The following is a 19,383-nucleotide window of genomic DNA, read 5'->3' on the forward strand; positions in this document are numbered from 1 at the left end:
CGCAGATCGGGCCCGAGCGTCGAATGCACCACTCCTATGGAGGTTCGCGCCATTTGCAGAAACGCCCTGCCGTGCAAGATTGCTCTTGCATCACTGCAAGGAGTTTCCGGTGCCGGTGGCCTGGGACGAGTTCCGCCTCGTGCGGGCGATCACCGAGCGGGGGGCGCTGGCCCCGGCCGCGGCGTCTCTCGGCATCAATCCTTCCACCGCCTTCCGCCGGCTCGCCGCCATCGAGGCGGAGCTCGGCACGCGCCTGTTCGAGCGCCACCGCTCCGGCTACGTGGCGACGCCCGCGGGCGAGGCGATGGCCGTGGCTGCCGCGCGGATGGAGGAGGAGGTCGCCCGGTTCGACCGGGAGGTCGCCGACCGGGCGCAGACCCCCTCGGGGCTGCTGCGCGTCACCGCCGCGGCGCCCCTGGTCACCGACCTGCTGATGCCGATGCTCGGCCGCTTCCGGACGCGCTACCCGAAGGTCCAGATCGAACTCGTCGTCTCCGAGGAGGCGCTGAACCTGTCCCGCCGCGACGCCGACGTGGCCTTGCGCGCCACCCGCGACCCGCCGCCGAACCTCGTCGGGCGGAAGCTCGCCACCATCGCCTGGGCGGTCTACGGGCCGGCACGGGGGGACGCGGACGGCGCGAATGCCGTCTGGGTCAGCCCGAGCGAGGCGGTGGCCGGCGGCCTGTTCGCGCGCTTCGTCGCCGCCCGCGCCGGACCGGAGCGAGTGGCGATGCGCCTCAACACCGTGCAGGGCCTGTGCGAGGCGATCTGCGAGGGGATCGGCATCGGCCCACTGCCCTGCTACCGCGGCGACCGGATCGCCGGCTTGCGCCGCCTCTCGGGACCGGATCCGGAACTGGCCGCCTCGCTCTGGCTCCTGACCCATCCGGACCTGCGCCACGCGGCGCGGGTGCGCGCCTTCATGGATCACGTGGCCGCCGAGGTCGCGCCGCTGCGCCCAGCCCTCGAAGGGCGCCAAGCCGGATGATCCTCAGAGGTCAGAGCCGTCGCTCGAAGCCGTGTCAGCGGCTTCGCGGCGCAAAGAGCGCCGCGCGGAGCGGGAGCCTCGAGCCCGCGGAGGCAGGCGCCGGCGATTGAGGCCCGTCAGAAAACCAGGGTGATCGCTTCAAGCGATCGCCCTGGTCCGAGCGCTCGACGCAATTGCGCAACGCCCGGTCCCGCCTGTATAAGAGGCAATCCCCTCATTCATCGCGACATGGGATCCTTCGGGCCTGACCGGGCCGGAGGCCGCGGGAAAGCCTTTTGCAAAATCCCGCGTCTGTCCTGCCGCGAACCCCGAAAACCGCCTGGAGCTTTGTCCGATGTCCCAAGGTCCGCTGATGCCCAAGGCGACCGCCGTGTGGCTCGTCGAGAACACCTCGCTGGCCTTCGAGCAGATCGCCGACTTCTGCAAGCTGCACCCGCTCGAGGTGAAGGGCATCGCCGACGGCGAAGTCGCCGCCGGCATCAAAGGCCTCGACCCGATCACCACCGGCCAGCTCACCCGCGACGAGATCGAGAAGGCGCAGAAGTCGCCGAACTACCGGCTCAAGGTCGCGGTCTCGAAGGTGAAGCTACCTGAGGTCAAGCGCACCACCAAGGGCCCGCGCTACACTCCGCTGTCGCGCCGCCAGGACCGGCCGAACGCGATCCTCTGGCTGATCCGCAATCATCCCGAGCTGAAGGACGCGCAGGTCATCCGTCTCGTGGGCACCACCAAGGCGACGATCCAGCAGATCCGTGAGCGGACCCACTGGAACTCCGCCTCGCTCCAGCCGATGGACCCGGTGACGCTGGGCCTTTGCTCGCAGATCGACCTCGACTTCGAGGTCCAGCGCGCCGCCAAGGACCGCCCCGCCGTGCTGCCGACCGACGGCGGCGCCAAGCTCCTGCCCACCGAGATCTCGACCGCCCCGGCCGCCGCGGAGCGCGAGGAGGAGCGCGACGAGGAGGATCTCAACGCCGACGCGGTCTTCGCCAAGCTCAAGGGCATGAGCCGCATCGACGAGGACGACGACGAGGACTGATCGTCCCGGCCTCGGGCCGCGTCCGGGCCGAGAACCCGCCGCCCGCGGACGGCATCAGGCCAGATGAAAGAAACTGCTCGCCCACTCGCGCTAAATGAGAAATAATGCCATCCGGCCGCTCCCGCGGAGCGGCGGCAGCGCGAGGACGTGGCATGATCCACGGTGGCCTGACCGAGAGTGGCTCTCCCCCGAGCGGCTCGAATCCCGGCGGCCTGGCGGAGGGCGGCATGACCGATCCCGCCCTGTCCGATCACGCCCCGGCGGCGCTCGACCGGCGAGCGGGCACCGATCGATCCGGCGAGCCGGTGACGCTCGCCGAATCCCTGATGAGCGAAGCGGGCTGGGGGCCGGAGAATTTCGGGCGTGAGGGCCCGAACCCGCCCTACCTGCGCATCGGCGGCAAGCTGTGGGTGTCGCTCACCGAATTCGAGCCCTGCTTCGCCTCGTTTCGCCGGGATCGCGGCCCGTTCCGCTCGAAGGTCGCGATCGCCGACCATCTCGCCAAATACGACGCGATCATGATCGATCCCCTGGCCTTCGAGGAGTGCTTCGGCCCCGGCGAGGGCACCGAGACGGTGTTTCCGTTCGGGGCATGGCTGACGATCCGCGGCGTCGGCTTCGGCGGGCTGGAGCTTTGGGGCAAACGCCAGGGCGCCGTGACCCTGCCGCTCGACGCGCTGGCGGTGGCCTCGGCGATCTGGCTGCGGCGAAAGGGATCGGAGCCGCAATCCGGGCCGACGTAGACTTCCGAGTTGTATTTTCGATCGATTGCCATTCCCTCTCCCCCGTGCGGAGAGAGGGAATACGCGTCCTATCGAGCGGCTTTTCCGCAGGCTCACGCCGCGGCCAGCGGCTTCGACACATCCTCCAGCGACTTGCCCTCGGCCGCGGTGCCCCAGATCGCGCCGACGACGGCCGCCACCGCCATCAGCGCCGCGCCGATGAGGTAGCCGACCAGCACGAGGTCGCGCGAACCGGTCTCGACCAGGGTGCCGAACAGGAGCGGGCCTGAGACGCCGCCGATACCGGTGCCGATGGCGTAGAAGGCGGCGATCGCCAGCGCCCGGATCTCGAGCGGGAAGGTCTCGGCCACCGTCAGGTAGGCGGAGCTCGCCGCGGCCGAGGCGAAGAAGAACACGCCCATCCAGGCCATGGTCTGGCCCCACGGGCCGAGCAGGTCGGCCCGGAAGACGAGGCCGACCACCGCCAGCAGCACCGCCGAGATGCCGTAGGTGGCCGCGATCATCGGGCGCCGCCCCACCGTATCGAACAGGCGGCCCAGCAGCAGCGGCCCGAGGAAGGAGCCGAGCGCGAAGGGCAGGAGATACCAGCCGACATCGCCGCCGGGCACGTCGTAGAAGCGCTCCAGAACCAGAGCGTAGGTGAAGAACAGCGCGTTGTAGAAGAAGGCCTGGGCGATCATCAGCGCGAGGCCGACGACGGTCTGGCGCCGGCTCGTGACGAACATCGCCTGCGCCACTTCCGCGAGCGGCGTGTGGCTGCGGACCTTGAGCCTGAGGCGGCGCGACGCGTCCGGCGGAGGCAGGGTGATGCCCTCGTCCGTAAAGCGCTTCTCGATGCCCGTCACCACCCGGTCGGCCTCCGCGGCGTAACCGTGGGTGACGAGCCAGCGCGGGCTCTCGGGGATCCAGGTGCGCAGGAGCAGGATCACGAGGCCGATGCCGCCGCCGACGAAGAAGGCGATGCGCCAGCCCCAGGCCGGGTCGATCCATTCGGGCCGCAGCAGCGCGATCGACAGGAAGGAGCCCAAAGCCGCGCCGATCCAGAACGAGCCGTTGATGACGAGGTCGGTCCAGCCGCGCACGCGGGCCGGGATCAGTTCCTGGATGGTGGAATTGATCGCGGTGTACTCGCCGCCGATCCCCGCCCCCGTGAGGAAGCGGAACAGGCAGAAGCTCCAGATATTCCACGACAGGCCGGTGGCCGCGGTGGCCATGAGGTAGAGGGCGAGCGTGATGAAGAACAGCTTCTTGCGCCCGATCCGATCGGTGAGCCAGCCGAAGCCGACCGCGCCGGTCACGGCGCCGATCAGGTAGGAACTCGCGGCGAGGCCCACGTCGAACTCGGTGAACGACATCGGCGCCTTGCGCAGGGCGCCGACCAGGGCGCCGGCCAGGGTGACTTCGAGCCCATCGAGCACCCAGGTGATGCCGAGCGCGACGATGACCAGGGTGTGGAAGCGGCCGAAGGGCAGGCGGTCGAGCCGGGCGGAGATGTCGGTGTCGATGACCGTGCCGGCCGCGACGCGCTCCGGGGCAACCGCCCCGGCCTGACCTTCCGCTCGGCTCGTCATTGCCCCTCCGTTTACCCTGACTCGGTAAAAGTGTTCGCAACCCCGGCCCGGTGAGGGCGGGCGGCGGCGTTCGGAAACGCTTCAGGTTGCGGAATGGCCCCATCCGCCGGGCCACCCGCCATGACTTTTTTCAAGCGTCTTTCCGTCCGAACCCTGTTTCCTCCGATCGCCGCCGGACTGGCCTCCATGGGCGCCGTGATCGCGATCTCCACTCTGGCCAGTGCGGGTGGAGCCGAGCGCTGGGCGCTGCGGCCCAAGGCCCTGAGCGCACCGGCCGCGCCGGCGGCCGCGGGCTCCGCACCGGTCGAGCCCGCCCCCGCCCTGCGCGGGTCGCGGGCGATCCCCGTCTCGGACCTGCCCGGCGAGCGACGCACGGTGCGCATCGTCTACCAGGGCTACCTGCCGGCCGAGTCCCGCTGATCCAAGCCCCGCTGGAGCCTCGGGTCGAGCGCCTCGCCGAGGCCGTCGCCGAGCCGGTTCAAGGCCACCAGGGTGACGACGAGGAAGCCCGCCGGTGCGGCGAGCATCCAGGGCGCCGATTCGAGCGCCCGCGACCCTTCGGCGATCAGCACGCCCCAGGAGGTCGCCGGCTCCTGCACGCCGAGACCGAGGAACGACAGGAAGCTCTCCAGCAGGATCACCCGCGGCACCAGCAGGGTCGCCGCCGCGATGATCGGCCCGAGCATGTTGGGCACGGCGTGGCGCAGCAGGATCGTGCCCGTGCCCGCCCCCAGGGCAATGGCCGCTCGGAAGAAGTCGCGGCTCTTCAGGGAGAGCGTCTGGGTGCGGACGATGCGGGCCATGTCGAGCCACTCGACCGCCGCCACCGCCACCAGCACCAGCCACAGCCCGGCGCGGAAGAACACCAGCAGCATGATGACGAAGAAGACGAAGGGCAGGGCGTAGAGGATGTCGAGGACGCGCATCATCAGCGCATCGACCGTGCCCCCGGCCAAGCCCGAGACCGCGCCGTAGGCGACGCCGATGAGGAGCGCGGCGAGCGCCGCGGTGAGCCCGATCAGCAGGGAGACCCGCCCCGCCGCGAGGCAGCGGGTGAGCAGGTCGCGCCCCAGCGCATCGGTGCCGAGAAGGAAGTACAGCCTTCGGATCGGCGCCTCGACCACGAGCCGGCGGCCGTCCGCGGACCGCTCCAGCACCTGCGCCTCGCCGAACAGTCCGGAGCGGGGCAGCAGGCGGAGGGAGCGCTCGTCGATGGGTTTGGGCGCCGTGAGCGTCAGCCGCACCCGCTCACCTTCCTGCGCCACGTCCTCCAGGGAGGCCCGCATCCGGAAGGCGAGGCGTTGAAGCGCCGGGCGCAATTCGTCGGAACGCGGATGGGCGGCGAGGCTCGGGGGCACCCGGACGAAATCCGGATAGATCCGCTCCGGTGGGTGGCCGGTCAGGAACGGGCCGATCAGGCAGGCGAGCGCGACCAGCATGAGGCTCGCCAGCGCGGCGAGCGCCGGACGGTCGCGGGCGAGGCGGCGGCGGGCGCGATGAGCCAGCGCCGCGCTCATGCCGAGAGCCTCACCCGCGGATCGAGGGCGGCGGCGATCAGGTCGGCGATCAGGTTGAAGACGATCACCAGAACGGCCACCAGCACCACCGTGCCCATCACCAGGGTGTAGTCGCGGTTGAGCGCGCCCTCGACGAAGTAGCGCCCGATCCCGGGCAGGCCGAAGATGGTCTCGACCACGACCGAGCCGGTCATCAGCCCCGCCGCCAGCGGCCCCAACGTCGCGACGACGGGAAGCAGCGCCCCGCGCAGCGCGTGCCGGGCGATGCGGGCCCGCGACAGGCCCATGGCGCGCTGCGTGCGGATATGCGGCTGGATCAGCACCTCGCCGAGCGAGGCGCGGGTGAGGCGGGCGATGCCCGCCGCGTGGGGCAGGGCCAGCGTGAGAACCGGCAGGACAAGGTTTCTCGGATTCCCGTCGGCCCAGCCGCCGATGGGGAGCCACGCCAGCCCGAGGCCGAACACGATCTGGAGCAGGGGCGCGGTGACGAAGTTCGGCACCGCGAGCCCGAGGGAGGCGGCGAGCCCCACCCCCCGGTCGGCGATCCCGCCGCGGTCGAACGCGGCGAGGCTTCCGAGCGCCAAGCCGAGGCCCAGCGCGAGAACGAGCGCGAGGCTGCCGAGCGTCAGCGAGACCGGCAGGCCGCGGGCGAACAGGTCGGTGACGGTGAGATCGCGAAAGGTGAAGGAGGGGCCGAGATCGCCCCGCAACAGGCTCAGGAGGTAGCGCCCGAACTGCACGATCAGCGGCTGATCGAGGCCGTAGACCCGGCGCAGGTTCTCCATCGCCGCCGGCGGCAGGGGCCGCTCCAGATCGAACGGGCCGCCCGGCGCCAGCCGGATCAGGAAGAAGCTGCCCGCCACCACGAGGAACAGGGTCGGCAGGCTCTGGGCGATCCGGCGCAGGATGAGGGCGATCACGGATCGAGCCGGAGGTAGCGGGTGGGGGCGACGTTGCGGATATTCGGGTGCATCCCGTGCAGCCGCGGCGAGACCAGCGCCTTCGAGCGGTAATGCAGCAGCGGCAGCCAGGGCAGTTCGTCGAGCACGATTTTTTCCGCGTCGAACAGCATCCGCGCGCGGGCCTGAACGTCGCGCTCCCCCGCCGCCCGCGTCAGCAGCCCGTCGAAGGCCGGGTTCGACCAGCGCCCGGCATTGAACCCGTCATTGCCGGTGCGCAGCAGGAACAGGAAGTTCTGCGGATCGGAATAGTCGGCGACCCAGGACATCCGGGCGAGGTCGAAGGTGCCGCCGTCGCGCAGATAGGCGAAATGGGTCTTGGCGTCGGTGGAGACGAAGCGGGTCTCGACGCCGATGCCGCGCCACGCGTCCGCCAGCGCGATCGCGGTGTTGCGGTTGTTGTCGGTGACGTTGAAGCGGTACTCGATCGCCAGCGGGTTGCCCGGCCCGTAACCGGCCTCCGCCAGCAGCCGCAGCGCCTCCTCCTCGCGATCGATCGGCCCGTCCTCGCGCCCCGGCAGGAGCGGGGGCGGCAGGGCGTTGTCGAGGCCCGGCGGGCAGAAGGAATAGGCCGGGGCCATGGTCTGCCCCCATACGATGTCCGCCAAGAACTCCCGGTCGATGGCGATCGACAGGGCGCGGCGCACCCGGACATCGTCGAAGGGTGCTTTTCGCAGGTTGAAGGCGATGGCGAGCAGGCCGAGCCCCGGCCCGAGCTGCACTTGGGTGCCGAAGCGCTGTGTCAGCGAGGCGATCTGATCGGCGGGCAGATCGGACAGCGAATCGATCTCACGGCCCGCATAGCGCCGCACCGCCGCGGCGAGGTCCGGGGTCGGGATGACGTCGACCCGCTCGATCGGGATCGCGGCGGCGTCGCGGTGATGCGGATTCTTGGTCAGGGTGATGCGGTCGTTCGGCACCCAATCGACCAGGGCGTAGGGGCCGTTCGAGACGAGGTTGCCGGGCCGCGCGAAGGCATCGCCCCAGCGCTCCAGCGAGGGGCGGTGGACCGGCAGCGAGGTCTGGTGGGTGAGGAGTTCGAGGAGATAGGGCACCGGCTCGGCGAGCCCGATCTCCAGCGTCCGGGCCTCGGGGGCGGCGACCGCGAGGGTCTCCGGCGGCTGCTCGCCCGCATTGACGGCGGCCGCCCCGCGGATCGGGAACAGCACCTCGGCGTATTTCGCCGCCGTCTTCGGATCGAGGATGCGGCGTAGCGAGAACAGGAAATCCTCGGCCGTGACGGCATCGCCGTTCGACCAGCGCCCGTCGGGCCGGAGATGGAAGCGGTAGGTGAGGCGGTCGTCGGAGACGGTCCAGCGCTCGGCCATGCCGGGGATGATGGTGCCGCGGTTGTCGTAGGTCAGCAGTCCCTCGAACAGGTCGCGCAGGATGTGCGCTTCGGCCACCGTCGAGGTCTTGTGCGGGTCGAGAGTCTCGGGATCGGCGTCGTTGCCGCGTCGATAGACGGGGGAGGCCGCCCGCGCGGGCGCGGGGAGGGCGAGCCCGGCGGCGAGCGCCGCGCCGGTCTGCAGGAGGGTGCGGCGGGGGAGGGTCATGGAACGGACCGGGCGCCGAGCGGACGCGGCGTCTCGTTGTACGCACGGGCCGTCGCTTCAGCCCGCTCTCCCCGCACGCGGGGAGAGGGCTTCGGCGACCTCGTCGTCGCCGAAGCGAGGCGGCAGCCGATGGTGAGGGGGCGGTGCCGGAAAAGCCTCATCCGGGGATACCCCCTCACCGCCGCTCCGGCTTCGCCTGCGCTTCCCGCAGGCACGACGGGGTGCCCGCGGGCCTCTCCCCGCCAAGCGGGGAGAGGGGAATTCCAGCATTCACGTCGAAGCGACACCGGAGACGCTCACGCCCCCGTATCCCCCTTCAAACCCGCCGCCTCGATGCCGGCCAGCGCGCAGATCTCGTCGTTGTCGGAGGTGTCGCCGGAGATGCCGACCGCTCCGAGCAGGCGCCCGTCGGAATCGCGGATCAGCACGCCGCCGGGCACCGGCACCAGCGCGTCCGGGCCGACGAGGTGGCTCACCGCGGCGACGAAATGCGGCTGCTCCTCGGCGCGCTTGGCGATGGCCCGCGAGCCCAGGCCGAGCGCCAGCGCGCCGTTGGCCTTGCCGCGGGCGATCTCGGCCCGGCGCAGGGAGGTGCCGTCCTCGGCGGCCAGGCATTTGAGGGCGCCACGGGCGTCGTAGACGACCACCGCCAGCGGCTTCAGGCTCCGTTCGCGGGCGGTCTTCAGGGCGGTCGCCACGAGGGTCTGGGCGGCGGCGAGCGTCAGGTCGGTCATCCGGATGTCCTCGAAGGGGCAGGTCGCAGGGGCAAGTCGAAGGGGTAAGTCGAAGGGGCAAATCGTCGTGAGGACATGCACCGGCGGGGGCGGTTTCGCCAAGCGGTGCGGAGCTTGGCTTCAGGCGACCGTCACCTCGGTGCGCACGGAATTGGCGATGAAGCAGGTCTCGTGCGCTTGCGTGTGGAGCGCGGCGAGCCGTTCCGCGTCGGGCGCCGCGCCAGCCCAATCGATGCGCGGATGCAGCACCACCCGCGTCACCGCCTGCCGGCCGGGGGCGATGTCTTCCATTCGGCCCTCGGCATGGTCGCGGTAGGCCTGCGCGACGAAGCCGGCCAGCCGCGCGACGTGGAGGAAGCTCAGCATGTGGCAGGAGGAGAGGGCCGCCACCAGCATCTCCTCGGGATCGACCGCCGCCGCGACCGCCCACTTGCCGACGACGTGGGGCGAGGCCGAGCCGGCGAGCTCCACCCCGCCGTCGAAGCGCAGAGTGTGGCCGCGGCTGTAGCGCCCGGCGGAAAAGTCCTCGCCCGCGGCGAGCGTCCAGCGGACATCCGCGGTGTAGGTCGCCATGCTCGGCCTCCTCGTTTTCGGCGCTCAGCCTATCCGCGGCGCGAAGCCCGGCAAAGGCGGGATGCTTCAGCCCTGGCCGGCGAGCGAATGCGGTCTAGTTGCGGCCTCCGATCCAAAAAACAGCAGGAAGCCGCCGCCATGGCCGAGACTTCGGAGCGCCCTTACGTCCTGTGCCACATGACCACCTCGGTCGATGGGCGCATCAAGGTCCGGCGCTGGACCACCATCGACGCGGATTCGCACTACGAGGTCGTCCACAAGCGCCTCGGGGGCGATGCCTGGATGTGCGGGCGCATCACCATGCAGGGCTACGCCGACAGCGCCGAGCCGCTCACATCCGCACCCGCCGAGGAGCCCGTGTCGCGCGAGGATCACGTCGCCCGCACCGATGCCCCGGGCTACGCGGTGGCGCTCGATGCCCGCGGCGCGATGGATTGGGGCGCGCGCAACGACATCGAGGGCGATCACGTCATCGTGCTCACCACGGGACAGGCCTCGGACGACCGTCTGCGCCGCCTGAAGGCCGGGGGCCAGTCCTACATCATCGCCGGCGAGCGCGCGGTCGACTTCGCCCTGGCGCTGGCCAAGCTCAAGCGCCTGTTCGGCATCGAGCGGCTTCTGGTCGAGGGCGGCGGGCGCATCAACGGCTCGATGCTGAAGGCCGGGCTCGTGGACGAACTCAGCCTGCTGCTGGCGCCCGCCGTCGATGGCGTGATCGGCACGCCCGCCCTGTTCGATTTCGAGGGCGGGGAGGCGGACTCCATGGGCTCGCGCCGCCGCCTCACCCGCACCGCCTGCGAGCCGTTCGACGACGGCACGGTCTGGCTGCGCTACCGGATCGAACCGGTCGGCTGATACGGTTTCGCTTGATCAAAGCGAAGACCGTATCAGCAAGCCCGCGCGGCGCCTGAGCGACGTCCAAATCCACCATCCCGAAGGGATCAAACGGATTTGGTATGATCCCGTTTCTCGCGGTGGGCGGCGAGGAAGGCGTCGTAGGCGCCCGTGACCGCCGCCCGGTCCTCGAAATGCGGAAAGGCGCCGGTGGGGAGCCGCAGGATCGTCCAGTTCGGACGCCCCGCCACCTCGCCGACATGGCGGTAATCGACGAAGTCGCCGCGCGCCCCGTGCACCATGAAGACGGGCAGGCGCAACGCCTCGTAGACCCGCGTCGTGTCGTCGGGGAACAGGTAGCCGGAGAGGAACGAGAACGGCGCGTGCTCGGCCCCGGGCTGGCGGGCCGAGAGCTGATCGTAGGCGAACAGGCCTTCGTCGATGTCGCGGCTGCCCCAGGTCTTTTCCAGGAAGAAGCGCATGCTCGGACGGCTCACCAGGGCGTCGAAGAGCGGGCGGCCCCAGAGCGGGAAGGCGGCGAGCCCACGGGCCAGCGGCTTGCCGCGGTTGGCATCCTCCGGTCCGCGGCCGGAGAGGCGGGCGTCGAAGCCGGTCGGGCTGATGAGGCCCAGCGTCGAGAACAGGTCCGGCCGCTCCAGTGCGGCGCGGGCGAGATAGGCGCAGGGCAGCGAGAGCGCGATGGCGTCGAGCGCCGCGCCGCCGTGACGTCCGGCGATCTCGGCCGCCGCATCGAGGATCGCGTCGGTCATCAGGCGGGGCGTGTAGATCCGGTCCGCCCGCTCGGAGAAGCCGAAGCCCGGCAGTTCGAGCGCGTAGACCGGGCGTCGGCCCCGGTAATGCTCGTAGAGCGGCTTCACCTCGTAGGCGTTGGCCGCCGCGTTGATCGAATGGATCAGTAGCAGGGGCCGGCCGCCCTGCGCGTCCGCGGCGTAGAGGTTCACCCGGCCGGAGCGCGTGCGCAGGGTGGTGCGCCGCCCCGGCAGGGCCGGGGGGAGGGGGCCGGCCCGGTTCAGCCCGAGATGGCTCCAGGCGATCCAGGCGCCGGCCGCCGCGAGCGGCAGCAGAGCGAGGGCCTTGCCGCTCTTTCGTGTCACGGGATGGCTCGTGCCGCGCATGATGTCTCCGCTCCGCCCTCGCAGCGGACAACGCGGGACGGAGACCGGCGTTGCCCCGACCGCCCGCCTCGGCATGGAGAGCGATGGCCGAACCGCCTCCGCGCTTCGGACAGGTTCGCGGCGGGACCCTCAGGCCGCCTCGATCTCCCCGCTGACCTCCAGCCACTCCTCCTCGGCCTTGGCCAGAGCCTCGGCGGCCTCGGCGCGCATGCGGGCGAGATCGCCGGCCTTGGCCGCGTCCTTGAGGAAGGCGGTGCCGTCGGCCAATGCCGCGTCGATCTTCTCGATCGCCCCCGAGAGCTTGGCCATCCGTGCCTCGATCGTCTCGAGGCGCTTCTTGAGCGGCGCCAGCGCCGCGCGCCGCTCCACCGCGGAGCGGCGCGCCTCGGCCTTCTGGCCGCCGGTGCCCTCGCCCGCAGAATCCACCCGCTCCGGGCCGGCGAGCACGAGGCGGCGATAGTCGTCCATGTCGCCGTCAAACGTCGTCACCGAGCCGTTGCCGACGATCCAGAGCCGGTCGGCGCAGGCCTCGATCAGGAAGCGGTCGTGGGAGACGAGGATGACGGCCCCCTCGTAGTCGTTGATCGCCTCGACCAGCGCCTGCCGGCTTTCGATGTCGAGGTGGTTGGTGGGCTCGTCGAGGATCAGGAGGTGCGGGCCGTCGAAGGCGGCGAGCCCCATCAGCAGCCGCGCCTTCTCGCCGCCGGAGAGCTTTTCAACCGGCGTGTCGGCCTTCGACGCGGGAAAGCCCAGGCGCGCGGCGGCCGAGCGCACCTTCGCCTCCGGCGCATCGGGCATCCGGTCGCGCACATGCGCCACCGCGCTCTCGGACGGGCGCAGCTCGTCGAGCTGGTGCTGGGCGAAATAGGCGACCTCCATCTTGGAGGAGCGCTTCAATTCGCCCGCCAAGGGTGGAAGCCGTCCGCCGATCAGCTTGCAGAAGGTCGACTTGCCGTTGCCGTTGGCGCCCAGGAGCGCCACCCGGTCATCGGGAGCGAGCGAGAGGTTGAGCCCCGAGAGCACGATCCGCTCGCCGTAGCCGGCCTGCACCCGCTCCATGGCGACGATCGGCGGCGAGAGCGGCTTTTCCGGGCTCGGCAGGTGGATCACCGGAGCCTCGTCCTCGAGGAGGGCGGCGATCGGCTCCATCTTGGCGAGCCGCTTCATCCGCGACTGGGCTTGGCGCGCCTTGGTCGCCTTGGCCTTGAAGCGGTCGATGAAGCTTTGCAGGTGCGCCCGCTCGGCGTCCTGCTTGGCCTTCGCCTTGGCCTGGAGCACCCGCTTCTCGGAGAGCTGGCGCGAGAAGCTGGTGAAGCCGCCGCGGTAGATCGTGAGCTTGCCGCGGTCGAGATGCAGGATGTGATCGACGGATGTGTCGAGCAGCTCCCGGTCGTGGCTGATGATGATCGCCGTGCGCGGGTACTTTTCGAGATAGTCGTAGAGCCAGAGCGTGCCCTCGATGTCGAGGTAGTTGGTCGGCTCGTCGAGAAGCAGCAGATCGGGCTCGGAGAACAGGATCGCGGCCAGCGCCACCCGCATCCGCCAGCCGCCGGAGAAGTCCGAGCAGGGCCGCGCCTGCGCCGCCGCGTCGAACCCGAGGCCGTGCAGGATCGCCGCCGCGCGGGCCGGGGCCGAATGCGCGCCGATATCGACGAGCCGGGTCTCGATCTCCGCCCGGCGCAGGCCGTCGGCCCCTTCCGCCTCGCGCATCAGCCGGGCGCGTTCGAGATCGGCGGCGAGCACCACCTCGTGCAGGGTCTCGGGGCCGGCGGGCGCTTCCTGGGCCACCGCGCCGATGCGCATGCCCTTCGGGATCGAGACCGCCCCGGCATCGGTCGGCAAGTCGCCGAGGATCGCCCGGAACAGGGTGGTCTTGCCCGCCCCGTTGCGGCCGACCAGCCCGACGCGGGCCCGGTCGGGAATGGCGAAGGTGGCCGAATCGAGGATGACCCGCTCGCCGATGCGGTAGGTGAGATCGTTGACGCGCAGCATGAGCGGCGTTCTGGGGGCGGGCGCGCCTCAGTGCAAGAGCGCCGATCCCGCGCCGGCCCCGCGCCGGTCCCGCGCCGTCCATTCCCGGCGCGTCCGCGAACGTTTTGCCAGCTTGAGCGTTCGGCTCGGACGAACAACGGCAAGAACGAGCGGAGGAACCATGGCCGAGCCGGATGTCGCCAAGCCGGACGTCGCCAAGCCGGACTTCAAGGCGCCGCGCCCGCCCGAGCTGCTCTCGCCCTGGCGCACGGAGCAACGCGCCGCCCTGCAGCAGGAGGCGCGGGCCTTCGCCCGCGACGTGATCCTGCCGATCGCCGACGAACTCGACCCGCAGAAGGGCGAGATGCCCCGCTCGCTCATCGACCAGATGGCGGCGAAGGGCTGGTTCGGCATCACCATTCCCGCGGAGTACGGCGGGATGGGGCTCGGCGTGTTCGAGTACTGCCTGATCTCGGAGGAACTCGCCCGCGCGTGGCTCTCCACCGGCTCGATCCTGGCCCGCGGCCAGGGCCTCGGCACCCAGACCCTCGACGACGACAGCCGCCGGGCGCTGCTCGCCAAATCCGCCAGGGGGCAGTGGATCGGCTCGATCGCGCTGTCCGAACCCACCGCCGGCTCGGACCTCGCCGGGGTGCAGACCCGGGCCGTGCGCGAGGGCGACGAATGGGTGCTCACCGGCACCAAGCGCTGGGCCGGCTTCGCTCAAGGAGCGGATTTCATCGAGGTGCTGGCCCGGGTGCGCGACCCTGAGCCCGGCGAGCCGCGCTCGGCCGGCCTCGAACCCTTCCTCGTCGTCAAGGAGCCCGGCACCTTCCCGAAGGGCATGACCGGCACGGTGATCGACAAGATCGGCTATCACGGCTTCCTCACCTTCGAATTGAAGCTCGACGGCGTGCGCGTGCCCGAGCGCGACCGGCTCACCGGCCTCTACGGCGACGAGGGGGCGGATGGGGATTCCGGCGGCTTCGCCTCGGTGCAGCGCGGCCTCAACATCGCCCGGGTCCACACCGCGGCCCGCGCCGTCGGCGTGGCGCGGGCCGCGGTGGAGGATTGCACCGCCTACCTCCAGGAGCGCGAGCAGTTCGGCCAGCCGATCGGCCAGTTCCAGGCCCTGCGCTTCGCGCTCGCCGACATGGCGGCGGAGGTGGCGCAGGCCCGCGCCTACTGGCAGCAGGTGGCCCACCTCCTCGACGAGGGCCTGCCCGCCGAGAGCGAGTCGGCGAGCGTGAAGCTCCTCGCCACCGAGATGGCGGTGCGGGTGACGAACCAAGCGATGCAGCTCCACGGCGGCAACGGCTACACCACCGAGCGGCGGATCGAGCGCTACTGGCGCGATGCGCGGCTCACGACGATCTTCGAGGGCACGAGCGAGATCCAGCGCCGCATCATCAGCGACCGGATGCTGCCGCGGGGGTGAGGCAAGGAGGGGGGCAAGGGGGAGGCAAGGGATGAGGACAGGCCGGCGCCTCGCCTATCGGGGGGCCGGCAAGCCTCCTATATTTCTCAGGCCATGTCCGTCGCCCCCGACCTTTGCGATCCGCCGCGCGCCGCCGTCCGCCGCCTCGACCCGATCCTGGTCGATCGCATCGCCGCGGGCGAGGTGGTCGAGCGCCCGGCCTCCGCCGTCAAGGAACTGGTCGAGAACGCCATCGATGCCGGCGCGCGCAGCATCGAGGTGGCGATCGAGGGCGGCGGGCGCCGCCTGATCCGCGTCATCGACGACGGCATCGGCATGGGGCCCGAGGATCTGGCGCTGGCGGTCGAGCGCCACGCCACCTCGAAGCTCCCCGACGGCGATCTCACTCGGATCGGCTCGCTGGGTTTCCGCGGCGAGGCGCTGCCCTCGATCGGCGCGGTCTCACGCCTCACGATCACCTCGCGCACCGCCGACGGGGAGGGGGTGAGCCTGACGATCGATTCCGGCGCCAAGGGCCCGGTGCGCCCGGCGCCCGCGACCCGGGGCACCCGGATCGAGGTCACCGAACTCTTCGCCGCCACCCCGGCCCGGCTGAAATTCCTCAAATCCGACCGGGCCGAGACCGCGGCTGTCTCCGAGATTCTGCGCCGGCTCGCAGTGGCGCAGCCGCAGATCCGCTTCACCCTGCGCACCGAGAGCGGCAGCCCGACGGTGTTTCCCGCCGAGAGCGAGCCCGGCCCGGCCGCGCTGCTGCGCCGGCTCGGCGCCGTGCTCGGTCCCGACTTCCCCGGCAATGCCGTCCCGGTCGACATGGCGCGCGAGGGCTTCGCGCTCGCCGGCCATGTCGGCCTGCCGACCTTCCACCGCGGCGCGGCGAACCACATCCACTTCGTCGTCAACGGGCGGCCCGTGCGCGACCGGCTGCTGCTGGGCGCCGTGCGCGGGGCCTATGCCGACACCATGAGTTCCGACCGGCACCCGGTCCTGGCGCTCCACCTCACCTGCGATCCCGCCCTCGTCGACGTGAACGTGCATCCGGCCAAGACCGAGCTGCGCTTCCGCGAGCCCGGGCTGGTGCGCGCCCTGATCGTCAGCGCGATCCACGAGTCCCTGCGCCGGGCCGGGGCGCGCTCCTCCAGCACCGGCACGCAGGCGGCGCTCGATGCGCTTCGGGCCGGCGGCAGCCTGGCTAGCGGCAGCTTGGCCGGCGGGAGCCTGGGCGGCGTTCCGGCGATGCGCTCCGGCGGCGGGTTCGCCGTGCATACGGGCGCCTCCGCCGCGAGCCCGCTCACGCCCCGCTCCGCGGCTCGCCTCTTCTCCGGCCCCTCGGTGGCCGCGCCCGCGGGCTACCGCGCGCCGCAGAACCCGGCCTTCGCGACGGAACGTCCCGGCTTCGCCGAGACGCCGCAGGCCTTGTTCTCCGCCGACCTCGCCCCGCCCGGCGCCGACCTGCGGCCCGAACCGGAGGCGGTGTTCGAGGCCGGGACGCCGCCCGATTCCCATCCGCTCGGCGCCGCCCGGGCGCAGATCCACGAGACCTACATCCTGGCCCAGACCCGCGACGGGATCGTGCTGGTCGATCAGCACGCCGCCCACGAGCGCCTCGTCTACGAGCGGCTGAAGCGCGAGCGGGCCGGCGGCGGCGTGGCGCGCCAGGGCCTGCTGATCCCCGACGTGGTCGAGATGGCCCCCGAGGAGGCCGACCGCCTCGTCGAGGCCGCGCCCGAACTGGAGCGGCTGGGCCTCAGCCTGGAGGCGTTCGGTCCGGGCGCGGTGCTGGTGCGGGCGGTGCCGGCGGCACTCGCCGGCGGCTCGGTCAGGAACCTCGTCCTCGACGTGCTCGACGCCCTGGAGGCGAGCGGCGTGGAGGAGGGCGGCCCGGCGGGCGAGGGCGATCCCGATCCGGTGAGCCGGCGCCTCGACGCGCTCCTGTCGCGGATGAGCTGCCACGGCTCGATCCGCGCCGGGCGCCGCCTTAAGCCCGAGGAGATGAACGCGCTCTTGCGCGAGATGGAGGCGACGCCGCTCTCCGGCTCGTGCAACCACGGCCGCCCGACCTTCGTGACCCTGGGCCTCGCCGATATCGAGCGGTTGTTCGGGCGGCGGTGAAGGCCGCAGCCGGCCAGGGTCGTCCCGCTCAGTCGGAGCGGCCCAGGAGGAAAGCCTCGGTCACACCGATGCCGAGAGCCTGCGCCACGGCATCGGCGATCCGACCATGAAGGGCCTTCCGCCTGTCGAGGTGATTCTCCTCGATCGCCTCACCCGCGATCCGCAACAGCAATCGCGTCGTCGCCTCCGAGTTGTCGAAGACCGCCGTTTCGTGGGCCGGCGGGATCGCCTGCGCGAGCCGGGACAACGCGATGCCGTAGCGCCGCCGAATGACAGGCTCGGGAATGGCGTGACCACCCTTCCGCACCCGGTCGCCGACGCGCTCCACGTTCAGGTCCGCCGACTCAAGAGCCACGAAGACGAGAGCGACCTGATAACCGGTTTCCCGCGCGCGACGCATGAGGCTGATTGCTTGGTTGCTGCTGAGCGTCGTCTCGTAAACGAAGTCCCGTCCGGTCGCGACGGACGCCGCCTCGGGATCGACTGGATCAATGCGTCGAGCGACCAAGTCCGCGTTGACGAACTCGCCCGGCAGGTCGAGGGCCCGGTAAAGGCTCGACTTCCCGGATCCGTTGGGGCCGCCCAGGATCGTGCAGATCGGTGCGGCCACGGCCCAGGCCCGGGGTCAGCGCCTGGGATCAACCGGTTCGATCGAGACGGATCCATTCTGCCGCCGCAGGCGCTGCCGGGTTCCATCCGGCCATTCCCGCACGATGCCTTCACCGACGACAGGATCGACGTAATGGCTGGGCACGCCGAGGCGCTTGGCCTCATCGATCGCCTCGACGCCTATCCGCCGGATCGCCTCCGCATTCCGACGAAGTGAGTCGAAGAGAGTCATACGCCTCGCTCGTGAACGGAGAGCCGCATCCGGTGGGAAGCGGTGAGAGTTCCATCAGTATAGATGGCCATTCCGACGCCTGGGAAGAACCCCCTTCGTCGGCCCTCACCCCGTCTCCGCCGCCCCCACGCCCCGCAGCAGCGGCACGAACGAGACCGGGCCGAAATCGCGGCTCTCGAACCGCTCCGGGCCGCGCCGGGCCAGCCGCAGCAGCGTCTGCCCGCCCGGCGGGCCGACCGGGATGACGAGGCGCCCGCCCTGCGCGAGTTGGCGCTTCAGCGCCTCCGGGACCGCGGCACCCGCCGCCGAGACGAGGATCGCGTCGAAGGGCGCGGCCTCCGGCCAGCCCGCATGCCCGTCGCCGACGCGCAGGCGAACCGCGAGGCCGAGGGCGGCGAGGCGCGCACGGGCGGCCTCGGCCAGGGCGGCGTGGCGCTCGATGGCGAAGATCCGTGCGCCCATCGTGGCCAGCACGGCCGCCGCGTAGCCGCAGCCGGCGCCGACCTCCAGCACCCGCTCGCCGGGCCGCAGCGCCAGCGCCTCGATCATCAGGGCGACGATGTAGGGCTGCGAGATCGTCTGCCCCGCACCGATCGGCAGCGGCCCGTCGGCATAGGCTTCCGCCGCGAACTCGGCCGGGACGAAGGCCTCGCGCCCCACCCGTCCCATCGCGTCGAGGAGAACCGCGTCGCGGATGCCGCGGGCGATCAGCTGCGTCTCGACCATCCGGGCGCGGGCGGCATCCGGCACGGCTTCACTCCGTGGGCGTGCCGTCGCCGCCGTCGCGGGACGCGCCGTCCTCGGACGGCGGAGGCAGGTTCGGCGGCGGCAGACGGCCGGGGCTCGGCGGCGTCGGCAGGCCGGCATCCTCGGTCACGGGCGGAGGCGGGGGCGGCGCGGGTTTGGTCTCGGGCATCGTTCCATCGCAAGGTGCGGCGGCACGGGGCGCGCCGCCTTCCTGCCTCAACGCCCGGATCGCCGTGCGGTGTCCCGCCGCCTTGCTTCCCCGGCCCGCCCCTCTCGCTCGAAGAAAGCCCGCGCATGAGTGATCACCCGAACCTCTATGCCGGCCCGCCGACGCGGACGGATGCGGAGATCTTCGAGACCCTGCTCACGCGCCCCGGGATCAGGGTCGAGCGCATCGTCTCGACGGGGCAGGCGAGCCCGCCGGGCTTCTGGTACGATCAGGACGGCGACGAGTGGGTCGCGGTGCTGAAAGGGAGCGCCGAGCTGCGCTTCGCCGACGAGCCGGCGCCGCGCCGTCTCGCCGAGGGCGATCACATGCTGATCCCGGCGCATTGCCGCCACCGCGTCGAGCGCACCGCCAATCCGACGATCTGGCTCGCGGTTCACCTCGCGCCGCGCTAACGCGTT

20 protein-coding genes are annotated in these 19,383 nt (G+C 71.5%); 8 read left to right on the forward strand and 12 right to left on the reverse strand.

The features are described 5' to 3' along the window. The first annotated feature begins 109 nt into the window (after positions 1 to 109). The 3 genes from HNR51_RS11710 to HNR51_RS11720 all read left to right on the forward strand — a co-directional run bounded on the left by HNR51_RS11710 (position 110) and on the right by HNR51_RS11720 (position 2,770). Positions 110 to 988 carry a LysR family transcriptional regulator gene (locus HNR51_RS11710; RefSeq protein WP_182555059.1) on the forward strand — a complete coding sequence of 293 codons (879 nt, stop codon included), beginning with the start codon at positions 110 to 112 and terminating at the stop codon, positions 986 to 988. A gap of 334 nt (positions 989 to 1,322) precedes the next feature. Continuing rightward, on the forward strand, positions 1,323 to 2,027 hold the full coding sequence (locus HNR51_RS11715) for a DUF1013 domain-containing protein (protein ID WP_012456489.1): 705 nt from the start codon (positions 1,323 to 1,325) through the stop codon (positions 2,025 to 2,027). Between the two features lie 152 nt (positions 2,028 to 2,179). Next, entirely contained in the window at positions 2,180 to 2,770 is a 591-nt protein-coding gene (locus tag HNR51_RS11720; RefSeq protein WP_182555060.1) for a hypothetical protein, read from the forward strand. A gap of 92 nt (positions 2,771 to 2,862) precedes the next feature. Here the strand turns inward: HNR51_RS11720 and HNR51_RS11725 are convergent, their stop codons facing one another. Continuing rightward, positions 2,863 to 4,341 (reverse strand): MFS transporter, encoded by a 1,479-nt coding sequence (locus HNR51_RS11725; protein ID WP_141953734.1) that lies wholly within the window; start codon positions 4,339 to 4,341, stop codon positions 2,863 to 2,865. A 186-nt stretch (positions 4,342 to 4,527) separates the two neighbouring features. On the opposite strand from HNR51_RS11725, the gene HNR51_RS11730 reads away from it, so the two are divergent. Further along, entirely contained in the window at positions 4,528 to 4,761 is a 234-nt protein-coding gene (locus HNR51_RS11730) for a hypothetical protein (RefSeq protein ID WP_301549744.1), read from the forward strand. Here HNR51_RS11730 and HNR51_RS11735 read toward each other — a convergent pair. From HNR51_RS11735 to HNR51_RS11755, 5 genes are all read right to left on the reverse strand, one after another. Further along, complete coding sequence (locus HNR51_RS11735) at positions 4,737 to 5,858, reverse strand: ABC transporter permease (protein ID WP_182555062.1); 1,122 nt, start codon at positions 5,856 to 5,858, stop codon at positions 4,737 to 4,739. The two genes, HNR51_RS11730 and HNR51_RS11735, sit on opposite strands and share 25 nt — an antisense overlap. Beyond that, entirely contained in the window at positions 5,855 to 6,778 is a 924-nt protein-coding gene (locus HNR51_RS11740; protein ID WP_141953728.1) for an ABC transporter permease, read from the reverse strand. The genes HNR51_RS11735 and HNR51_RS11740 overlap by 4 nt, the downstream gene beginning before the upstream one ends. Beyond that, positions 6,775 to 8,373 carry a peptide ABC transporter substrate-binding protein gene (locus HNR51_RS11745; RefSeq protein ID WP_182555063.1) on the reverse strand — a complete coding sequence of 533 codons (1,599 nt, stop codon included), beginning with the start codon at positions 8,371 to 8,373 and terminating at the stop codon, positions 6,775 to 6,777. Before HNR51_RS11745 ends, HNR51_RS11740 begins: the two co-directional genes overlap by 4 nt. A 296-nt stretch (positions 8,374 to 8,669) precedes the next feature. After that, entirely contained in the window at positions 8,670 to 9,107 is a 438-nt protein-coding gene (locus HNR51_RS11750) for a GlcG/HbpS family heme-binding protein (protein ID WP_182555064.1), read from the reverse strand. A gap of 120 nt (positions 9,108 to 9,227) precedes the next feature. Next, on the reverse strand, positions 9,228 to 9,680 hold the full coding sequence (locus tag HNR51_RS11755; protein WP_012456479.1) for an OsmC family protein: 453 nt from the start codon (positions 9,678 to 9,680) through the stop codon (positions 9,228 to 9,230). A gap of 138 nt (positions 9,681 to 9,818) precedes the next feature. Between HNR51_RS11755 and HNR51_RS11760 the strand changes: the two genes are divergently transcribed. Next, complete coding sequence (locus HNR51_RS11760; RefSeq protein ID WP_182555065.1) at positions 9,819 to 10,535, forward strand: dihydrofolate reductase family protein; 717 nt, start codon at positions 9,819 to 9,821, stop codon at positions 10,533 to 10,535. Positions 10,536 to 10,621: 86 nt separating this feature from the next. Here the strand turns inward: HNR51_RS11760 and HNR51_RS11765 are convergent, their stop codons facing one another. Both HNR51_RS11765 and HNR51_RS11770 read right to left on the reverse strand, forming a co-directional pair. Then, the gene (locus HNR51_RS11765; protein ID WP_182555066.1) at positions 10,622 to 11,650 is read right to left on the reverse strand and encodes an alpha/beta hydrolase; all 1,029 of its coding nucleotides are present in this window, start codon (positions 11,648 to 11,650) and stop codon (positions 10,622 to 10,624) included. A gap of 129 nt (positions 11,651 to 11,779) precedes the next feature. Continuing rightward, positions 11,780 to 13,642, reverse strand: a complete 1,863-nt coding sequence (locus HNR51_RS11770) for an ABC-F family ATP-binding cassette domain-containing protein (protein ID WP_182555067.1) — start codon at positions 13,640 to 13,642, stop codon at positions 11,780 to 11,782. Positions 13,643 to 13,802: 160 nt separating this feature from the next. Here HNR51_RS11770 and HNR51_RS11775 point away from each other — a divergent pair, with 160 nt between their 5' ends. Further along, positions 13,803 to 15,059: an acyl-CoA dehydrogenase family protein gene (locus tag HNR51_RS11775; protein WP_141953713.1), complete on the forward strand. Its 1,257-nt coding sequence runs from the start codon at positions 13,803 to 13,805 to the stop codon at positions 15,057 to 15,059. A 93-nt stretch (positions 15,060 to 15,152) separates the two neighbouring features. Further along, the gene (gene mutL / locus HNR51_RS11780) at positions 15,153 to 17,168 is read left to right on the forward strand and encodes a DNA mismatch repair endonuclease MutL (RefSeq protein WP_182555068.1); all 2,016 of its coding nucleotides are present in this window, start codon (positions 15,153 to 15,155) and stop codon (positions 17,166 to 17,168) included. A gap of 28 nt (positions 17,169 to 17,196) precedes the next feature. On the opposite strand, the gene HNR51_RS11785 is transcribed toward mutL, so the two are convergent. The 4 genes from HNR51_RS11785 to HNR51_RS11800 all read right to left on the reverse strand — a co-directional run bounded on the left by HNR51_RS11785 (position 17,197) and on the right by HNR51_RS11800 (position 18,925). Beyond that, positions 17,197 to 17,778 (reverse strand): ATPase, encoded by a 582-nt coding sequence (locus HNR51_RS11785; protein ID WP_182555069.1) that lies wholly within the window; start codon positions 17,776 to 17,778, stop codon positions 17,197 to 17,199. Positions 17,779 to 17,793: 15 nt separating this feature from the next. Continuing rightward, positions 17,794 to 18,009, reverse strand: a complete 216-nt coding sequence (locus HNR51_RS11790) for a hypothetical protein (RefSeq protein WP_152278488.1) — start codon at positions 18,007 to 18,009, stop codon at positions 17,794 to 17,796. A gap of 105 nt (positions 18,010 to 18,114) precedes the next feature. After that, positions 18,115 to 18,735: a protein-L-isoaspartate(D-aspartate) O-methyltransferase gene (locus HNR51_RS11795; RefSeq protein ID WP_182555354.1), complete on the reverse strand. Its 621-nt coding sequence runs from the start codon at positions 18,733 to 18,735 to the stop codon at positions 18,115 to 18,117. A gap of 28 nt (positions 18,736 to 18,763) precedes the next feature. After that, entirely contained in the window at positions 18,764 to 18,925 is a 162-nt protein-coding gene (locus HNR51_RS11800) for a hypothetical protein (protein WP_182555070.1), read from the reverse strand. Between the two features lie 125 nt (positions 18,926 to 19,050). Between HNR51_RS11800 and HNR51_RS11805 the strand changes: the two genes are divergently transcribed. Continuing rightward, positions 19,051 to 19,377, forward strand: a complete 327-nt coding sequence (locus HNR51_RS11805; RefSeq protein WP_182555071.1) for a cupin domain-containing protein — start codon at positions 19,051 to 19,053, stop codon at positions 19,375 to 19,377. The last annotated feature ends 6 nt before the right edge of the window (positions 19,378 to 19,383 follow it).

This window comes from Methylorubrum thiocyanatum (assembly GCA_014138645.1).
Taxonomy (GTDB): Bacteria; Pseudomonadota; Alphaproteobacteria; order Rhizobiales; family Beijerinckiaceae; genus Methylobacterium; species Methylobacterium thiocyanatum.

Bases quoted from the DNA above. Each gene is read 5' to 3' on its own strand.
- HNR51_RS11720 (WP_182555060.1), top strand. From the start codon at position 2,180: ATGATCCACGGTGGCCTGACCGAGAGTGGCTCTCCCCCGAGCGGCTCG.
- HNR51_RS11745 (WP_182555063.1), bottom strand. From the start codon at position 8,373: ATGACCCTCCCCCGCCGCACCCTCCTGCAGACCGGCGCGGCGCTCGCC.
- HNR51_RS11800 (WP_182555070.1), bottom strand. From the start codon at position 18,925: ATGCCCGAGACCAAACCCGCGCCGCCCCCGCCTCCGCCCGTGACCGAG.
- HNR51_RS11755 (WP_012456479.1), bottom strand. From the start codon at position 9,680: ATGGCGACCTACACCGCGGATGTCCGCTGGACGCTCGCCGCGGGCGAG.
- HNR51_RS11735 (WP_182555062.1), bottom strand. From the start codon at position 5,858: ATGAGCGCGGCGCTGGCTCATCGCGCCCGCCGCCGCCTCGCCCGCGAC.
- HNR51_RS11790 (WP_152278488.1), bottom strand. From the start codon at position 18,009: ATGACTCTCTTCGACTCACTTCGTCGGAATGCGGAGGCGATCCGGCGG.
- HNR51_RS11765 (WP_182555066.1), bottom strand. From the start codon at position 11,650: ATGCGCGGCACGAGCCATCCCGTGACACGAAAGAGCGGCAAGGCCCTC.
- HNR51_RS11805 (WP_182555071.1), top strand. From the start codon at position 19,051: ATGAGTGATCACCCGAACCTCTATGCCGGCCCGCCGACGCGGACGGAT.
- HNR51_RS11750 (WP_182555064.1), bottom strand. From the start codon at position 9,107: ATGACCGACCTGACGCTCGCCGCCGCCCAGACCCTCGTGGCGACCGCC.
- HNR51_RS11770 (WP_182555067.1), bottom strand. From the start codon at position 13,642: ATGCTGCGCGTCAACGATCTCACCTACCGCATCGGCGAGCGGGTCATC.
- HNR51_RS11715 (WP_012456489.1), top strand. From the start codon at position 1,323: ATGTCCCAAGGTCCGCTGATGCCCAAGGCGACCGCCGTGTGGCTCGTC.
- HNR51_RS11730 (WP_301549744.1), top strand. From the start codon at position 4,528: ATGGGCGCCGTGATCGCGATCTCCACTCTGGCCAGTGCGGGTGGAGCC.
- HNR51_RS11775 (WP_141953713.1), top strand. From the start codon at position 13,803: ATGGCCGAGCCGGATGTCGCCAAGCCGGACGTCGCCAAGCCGGACTTC.
- HNR51_RS11795 (WP_182555354.1), bottom strand. From the start codon at position 18,735: ATGGTCGAGACGCAGCTGATCGCCCGCGGCATCCGCGACGCGGTTCTC.
- mutL (WP_182555068.1), top strand. From the start codon at position 15,153: ATGTCCGTCGCCCCCGACCTTTGCGATCCGCCGCGCGCCGCCGTCCGC.
- HNR51_RS11725 (WP_141953734.1), bottom strand. From the start codon at position 4,341: ATGACGAGCCGAGCGGAAGGTCAGGCCGGGGCGGTTGCCCCGGAGCGC.
- HNR51_RS11760 (WP_182555065.1), top strand. From the start codon at position 9,819: ATGGCCGAGACTTCGGAGCGCCCTTACGTCCTGTGCCACATGACCACC.